The following is a 6,156-nucleotide window of genomic DNA, read 5'->3' as shown; positions in this document are numbered from 1 at the left end:
CCTTTTTTAGTTAGGAGAGTTAGGTCGGGAGAAAATAATTTTAGTTATATGGAATGGATTATTAATTGAAGATCAGCCCCATTTGTTATGGCTGCTTTTGGAAGAACAAGGTTATTGTTCCTACTTCCACACCAAACTTTTTTATTTTCGTTAGATTGAAAACGTGTCTGTCATCCTGACGATAAAGCCAATCATCAAAAGCAACCGTCACTGATGAATCCTCCATTTGTAGCTCAAAGTCATATTGCCACTGTAACGCATTGCCCTGCTCTTCCCCTGTTGCTACACCTATAATATCGTCTGCCTTACCTTCATAACGACCGTCTTCTAATCTAGTGATAACCCAAATTCGCTGGTCCACCTCTCCGTCATCAAACACGAAGTCTTCCACCAGCGTCAGCGTATCACCCGCTACAGTACCCACTATATCGACTTCAAAGCGACGCGTTTGCTGTCCGGTATAATCTTGCACCATCCCCCACGCCTTTATGTCGCCTTCGAAATAACCGAATACGTCAAAAGTCGGTGTAGAAGAGCGGTAATTATCAATGTCTGCGGAACATGCCGAAAGAAAAACAGCTGCCACTAAAGTCGCTGATTTAAAAATTCGTTTAAACACTATCTAACCTGCCCTATCAATTGTTTTCGGAGTTTCGGAAATTCTGTGTTGGGTGATAACCATATAGCCAAAAATGCATCGTTCATTCGTTCGTCTTCAATGATGCCAACGTTCTTTACTTGCACGTCCCCAACCTGCTTATAAAAAAGCTGACCAGATTTTCCATCTGTTAGATAAGTAAGCTCGTCACCTTTTTGAATATCAGGAAACATACGATCGAGCTCGCTGATCCAAGCTTTTCGATATGAGTCCGTAAAACCCAATTTCGCCCACTGCTCATCCGTCACATCAAGCAGCTGTTGCTTACTGATGTCTCTCTTGTAATTAATTTCCAACGCAAGGGGATGTGGCGATACGTCATCGCTTACGATGAACTTTCCATCAGGCGCTTTTAATCTTGAGTGATAAATATCGAAGATGAACCAAGTAAGTTGGGCTTCTCCAACAGTTTTCCATCCCTTCCAATTCGCAATGTTGCTGGCAGCTTCGCTATTTCCAACAGGTTGAGCTTGCAGAGCAAAAGAGCCAGTTACTATTACCAACGCAAGCAGCCTAGTCAGTCTCTGAGTTAAGTCTCTCTTCAAGCTTTTCATTTCCGTACACCTTGAGTATCAAGAGCATCATGACGCACCATTCGACAAACAACATTGCCAGTGTAGCGCCAGTGCTAAATCCAAATTCAACGGCTTGGAGCTTATAGCCAGCAAAGTAGCTCGCTGTTCCTCCGAGTCCGCCTATTATTGATACGTAGGTTTTTGGGAAACGGTACAAAATTGACTTAAGTTGATAGGCATACCAAGAAAACAAAACCCACAAGCATAATAACCAGACTGGCAGCCATGGGGTTGGAAAGACAAAGACCGATAGTTGTTGATTGAGCGTATCAAGCACGAGCCCGCTCGTGACGATCACACCAATACTTTTGAGCGAAGATGCATCGCTTTTCAGACAGTATAGTAGGGTTGCCAAAGTAAGGAATAACGTCACCCATTGCCATTGATAGGTTCCAAGCACCGCTGCAAACCAGCAGAGTTGGAACCATGTCGAAGCAAGAAATACCTTCATAACGAACTACGGGCGTTGAAACGTCATGTGAACTGCACTGATCGTGCGAGCCAAAAAGCCACCTTCACAGTAGCTCAAATAGTAGCGCCACATACGCACAAAGCGGTCGTCGTAGCCAAATGAGCGCACTTCAACCTCTGCTCGATTAAAACGTAAGTGCCATTCGTTCAGCGTCTTGGCGTAGTCCAAACCAATATCGAACAAGTCTCGCGTCACTAAGTCACTGTATTTTGTTGTGGCTTGGGTTAGTGAGGTTACCGACGGTAAAAAACCACCCGGGAAAATGTACTTTTGGATAAAGTCGACGTTGTTACTGTAGTAATCGTAACGCTGATCGGCAATCGTAATCGCTTGAATCGCCATCACGCCACCGGACTTTAATAAAGACTCACAGACCTTAATGTACGAAGGCAGGAATTGTTTGCCCACAGCTTCAATCATTTCAATAGAAACGAGCTTGTCATAAGTTCCGGTTAGGTTTCGGTAATCTTCTTTGAGTAGCGTGATTTTGTCTTCTAAGCCACGCTCTTTGATTTTTTGCTCCGCGTACGCGTGTTGCTCTTCAGATATCGTTGTTGTGGTGACCTGACAACCGTATTGTTCTGCCATGTAAATCGCCATAGCGCCCCACCCAGTGCCAATTTCAACAACATGATCAGTGGGCTTCAGCTCAAGTTGCTGACATAGACGATCCATTTTGTTGATTTGAGCCTGCTCTAGAGAGTCATCCGCATGATTGTAAAGCGCCGACGAATACAGCATATTGATATCAAGGAACGCTTCGTATAGGTTGTTACCCAAGTCGTAATGCGCATGGATATTTTTACGTGAGTTCTCTTCAGAATTTCTGTTTGACCAATGACTGAACTTGTACAGTATTTTAGTCAACCAACTGCCTTGCTCTTCGAGTTTATCTAGAGCACGCATGTTAAGGGCCATCAGTTTCATTAATGAGGTTAAATCGGGGCTATCCCACCACCCATCCATATAAGCCTCACCAGCAGCAATACTGCCGCCCTGCAAGATCCGTGAATAAAAGCCTGGATGTTTTACCTCTATAGTAGCGACAACAGGTTGACCACTGTACTCCCCATTTGGCGCACTAAAACGCTCGCTTCGCTCTGTCGTTTCCGTCTTAAAACTTTCAATAACTGTTAAGCAGCCGATTTCCATTTTTTGCAGACATTGAAAAATAACTCCGCGAGCCGCTTTTTGCGTTGTCGTCAATTTACGCGGCAATGTCATAGAACTAGTATTTAACATGCAGAATTCTCCTTGTGCTTTTTATTTTTTTTGTCTGTTTTTTCAGTATCGGCTTCTATTTCTTCATGCGTTGAATATTTAGGATGAGAATAAAAAGGTGCGCCTTTCACCCAAAGTTTTAATGCGTGCCAATAAATACCAACCATTACTTTTACCGTTTGTATTGGTGTAACGATCAAACACCTCAATAAGGTTTTGCTTGAAAGTGGCTTGGCTTTCATAACCATGGTGGCATCAAAGTGTTTCTCTCCTTTGTGACATTCAAGATGAATATTCAACTTGTCTGTCAAAGGTTTAATTCTCCAGCGGTAGAGTTGGTCAATCGGGTTGAATGGTGAAACATGGAATGCTTTAACTTGTTCCCAACCAAACTTTTCTTCTTCTTTATCTGCTGACACCACGTAGTAATGTCGTTCATTCCAAGGAGTGTTACTCACCTCTGCGAGGAGATACTTCCATTCTCCTTCCGCGTTATAAACGTAGTAGAAATTAACGGGACTGAAATAAAGTCCTAGATAACGCAAGTGACAGACTGCGATTACCTTGCCGGTACAGCGAACACCTGTCAGTTCTTCAATTTTGCTGTGCACTGCCGACTTGACGCTACCTTCACCAATGTAATCACTGCGCTTGAAGCGAGCCCAATGCCACCAACGCGAACCAAAACCCCATACTTTTTTCTCTAAAGCATCGATCTCGTCTACATCAATGGCGGGCATAAATAAAGAGTAGTTCAACTCATGATTCACCGGCGTGAATCGACGGTGACGAACGTTGCCTATAAACAATCGGCTGTTCATTTGGCTATCCATATCACGCTGCGCCTTTTTCGAAAGGAACCACATTTTGTTCGCGGTACTTTTCTTCTAGTTCTTTCACAACATCAAGCGCGCTACGCACGCCATCTTCATGAAAACCGTTGTACCAATAAGCCCCGCAGAACCAGGTACTTTGTTTGCCCTGTATCTCATCTTTGCGCTGCTGCGCTGCAATAGACTCAGTGGTGAATACTGGATGATGATAAGTGAACGAACGCAAGACTTTATTTGAGTTAATTTGCTCAGTACTGTTCAACGTTACACAAAACGTGTGTTCTGATTGAATATGCTGAAGAATATTCATGTTATAAGTGAGCGAAGGGAGGCGTTGCTGTTCCTCTTCACTTCCTTCCAATAGGTAGTTCCATGATGCCCATGCTGCCTTACGTTTTGGTAGTACGGCAGAGTCGGTATGAAGAACAACTTCATTTGCTTGGTATGTCATATCCCCCAAGATTTCCTGCTCAATTGGGCTGATATCCTCTAGCGTTCTCATTGCTTGATCACTGTGACAAGCAAAGATAACGTCATCAAACCAATGTGTTTCTCCGCGAACTTGAACGCCAACCCCTTTTTCGTTGCGAACCACTTTTTCGACAGGACTATTAAGACGAATATTCTCGACAAAGCCTTTAGTCAATGGTGGAATGTATGAACGTGAACCACCTTTAATCACATACCATTGTGGTCGGTTAGTCACATCTAGCAGACCGTGGTTGAGGAAGAAACGTAAGAAGAACATAAGAGGGAATGCGCGCATGTCAGCCAAAGTCGACGACCAAATCGCAGCGCCCATCGGTAATATGTAGTTATCGGTAAAGAAAGCACTGAATTTGTGTTCGTCAAGGAACTCACCTAACGTCTGAGAGTGCGTGGACTGCTCGCTAGCGAAGCGCTTGGCAAGTTTATTGAAACGAAGTATCTCGAAGATAAATCGATAAAATTTAGGGTTTGCCCAGTTACGTTTTTGAGCAAACAATGTCGACACTGTGTGGCCGTTGTACTCTAGTCCGTTCCCATCATTTCTGACACTGAAGCTCATTTGAGTCGGCAGACCTTCAACGCCAATCTCGCTCATCATTTTAATGAAATTAGGGTACGTACGGTCGTTATAGACGATGAACCCAGTATCTATCGCGTATTCTTTACCATCAAGGCTCACATCAACGGTTGCAGTATGGCCACCGATGTAATCGTTCGCTTCAAACAGCGTTACATCATGTTCTTTATGCAAGTAATAACCACAAGTAAGGCCAGAGATTCCCGTTCCCACAATCGCTATCTTCTTTCTTCCTGCTGTTTTCATTTTTATTCCTTCTTATGATACGAGTTTAGCAGTTAGGCGAGCTTGCCAACTGTATGGAAGTAACGAGATAAAACGTAAAATACTGGTAAATCTCGCCGGGAAATAGATATAGGTCTTGTTGGCGGCTAACTGCTTCCTGATAGAGTCCGACGCTTGCTGAGTAGAAATGATCATTGGCATTTCGAAGTCGTTTTTGTTAGTCAACGGCGTTTCAACAAAACCAGGAAACACCGTTACCACTTTGATCCCTTTCTTTTTCAAGTCGACGGCGAGCGTGCGTGCAAAATAACTGACTGCCGCTTTGGATGCGCCGTAAGCTTCAGCACGAGGCAATGCCACTTCTGATGCGATAGAGCCAACAATAACAATGCGGTGCCCTCTCTCTAAATGCACTTGGCAGCCTTCAACGCAGTTGGCAACACCGACAACATTTACGTTCATCACACGCGCCATGAGTTTCGCGTCGACCACTCCCTCATCCATGTACTCACAATCGCCTGCGTTAAAAACCCATGTGTTTGGCGTAAATGGCAAATTAGAGAGCGCCTGCTGAGTTTCCTCATAATTTGTCACATCAAACTGCAATGTATGAATTTTGGAGGAAACTGCCTCCAGTTCTGCAAGAACATCTTGATTCCGACCACAAGCAATCACATTCCATTCTGAGTTCGCGTAATCTAGGGCAAGCTGCCTTCCTATTCCGGAGGTGGCGCCTGTGATTAAGATGGTGTTGTTCATTGTCCTAACCTCTGCTTGATGGTTTTAACGACTGAACCAAGTAACGGTAAATGCTCATAGAGCATCTCTCCGAGATCAAAATAGTCTCGGTGATAAATGACCTGACCTTCGCTAAATTTGAGGTGCGAAACACCATTGACGAGAATAGGCGCACCCTTCTGAAGTTTGGGATGCTGAAGGTCCATTGTCCAAGTTAGGAAGCCTGTATCTCCGACTTGTTGATGCTCATGGATTACAAAATCACAACTGATGACGTTGGCATATAATGAGGTGAAATAATCCGAAAGTGCTGGCCATCCTTCTAAACGATGCGCTGCGTCCTCAAATACTACATCTTGGTGATATAT

At 44.0% G+C, this 6,156-nt stretch carries 8 protein-coding genes; all 8 read right to left on the bottom strand.

Features of this window, described 5'->3' with window-relative positions; genetic code table 11:
- Window positions 1-85: 85 nt before the first annotated feature.
- Entirely contained in the window at window positions 86-619 is a 534-nt protein-coding gene (locus tag CAG68_RS13570; RefSeq protein WP_017634388.1) for a DUF3833 domain-containing protein, read from the bottom strand.
- Window positions 619-1,212, bottom strand: coding sequence for a chalcone isomerase family protein (locus CAG68_RS13565; protein ID WP_017821712.1), 594 nt, complete (start codon window positions 1,210-1,212; stop codon window positions 619-621). The genes CAG68_RS13570 and CAG68_RS13565 overlap by 1 nt, the downstream gene beginning before the upstream one ends.
- Window positions 1,172-1,684: a DUF2878 domain-containing protein gene (locus CAG68_RS13560; RefSeq protein ID WP_005378203.1), complete on the bottom strand. Its 513-nt coding sequence runs from the start codon at window positions 1,682-1,684 to the stop codon at window positions 1,172-1,174. Before CAG68_RS13560 ends, CAG68_RS13565 begins: the two co-directional genes overlap by 41 nt.
- A gap of 6 nt (window positions 1,685-1,690) precedes the next feature.
- Window positions 1,691-2,947 carry an SAM-dependent methyltransferase gene (locus CAG68_RS13555; protein WP_086046627.1) on the bottom strand — a complete coding sequence of 419 codons (1,257 nt, stop codon included), beginning with the start codon at window positions 2,945-2,947 and terminating at the stop codon, window positions 1,691-1,693.
- Window positions 2,941-3,759: a DUF1365 domain-containing protein gene (locus CAG68_RS13550; RefSeq protein WP_025766884.1), complete on the bottom strand. Its 819-nt coding sequence runs from the start codon at window positions 3,757-3,759 to the stop codon at window positions 2,941-2,943. Before CAG68_RS13550 ends, CAG68_RS13555 begins: the two co-directional genes overlap by 7 nt.
- 1 nt (window position 3,760) lies before the next feature.
- On the bottom strand, window positions 3,761-5,071 hold the full coding sequence (locus CAG68_RS13545) for an NAD(P)/FAD-dependent oxidoreductase (RefSeq protein ID WP_025766885.1): 1,311 nt from the start codon (window positions 5,069-5,071) through the stop codon (window positions 3,761-3,763).
- Between the two features lie 12 nt (window positions 5,072-5,083).
- A complete protein-coding gene (locus CAG68_RS13540) occupies window positions 5,084-5,809 on the bottom strand; it encodes an SDR family oxidoreductase (protein ID WP_025766886.1) in 726 nt (241 codons plus the stop codon).
- Window positions 5,806-6,156: nuclear transport factor 2 family protein (locus CAG68_RS13535; RefSeq protein ID WP_161441267.1), on the bottom strand; the 351-nt coding region annotated here is incomplete at its 5' end. The genes CAG68_RS13535 and CAG68_RS13540, both read right to left, overlap by 4 nt.

The sequence above is a fragment of the Vibrio sp. V42_P2S4T144 genome, assembly GCF_009904715.1.
Taxonomy (GTDB): Bacteria; Pseudomonadota; Gammaproteobacteria; order Enterobacterales; family Vibrionaceae; genus Vibrio; species Vibrio alginolyticus.
Note: the sequence above shows the minus strand (reverse complement) of the source record. Positions and strands in the feature narration are given on the sequence as shown.

Coding starts and splice junctions, on each gene's coding strand:
- CAG68_RS13565 (WP_017821712.1), bottom strand. CDS start 1,212: ATGAAAAGCTTGAAGAGAGACTTAACTCAGAGACTGACTAGGCTGCTT.
- CAG68_RS13560 (WP_005378203.1), bottom strand. CDS start 1,684: ATGAAGGTATTTCTTGCTTCGACATGGTTCCAACTCTGCTGGTTTGCA.
- CAG68_RS13555 (WP_086046627.1), bottom strand. CDS start 2,947: ATGTTAAATACTAGTTCTATGACATTGCCGCGTAAATTGACGACAACG.
- CAG68_RS13550 (WP_025766884.1), bottom strand. CDS start 3,759: ATGGATAGCCAAATGAACAGCCGATTGTTTATAGGCAACGTTCGTCAC.
- CAG68_RS13545 (WP_025766885.1), bottom strand. CDS start 5,071: ATGAAAACAGCAGGAAGAAAGAAGATAGCGATTGTGGGAACGGGAATC.
- CAG68_RS13540 (WP_025766886.1), bottom strand. CDS start 5,809: ATGAACAACACCATCTTAATCACAGGCGCCACCTCCGGAATAGGAAGG.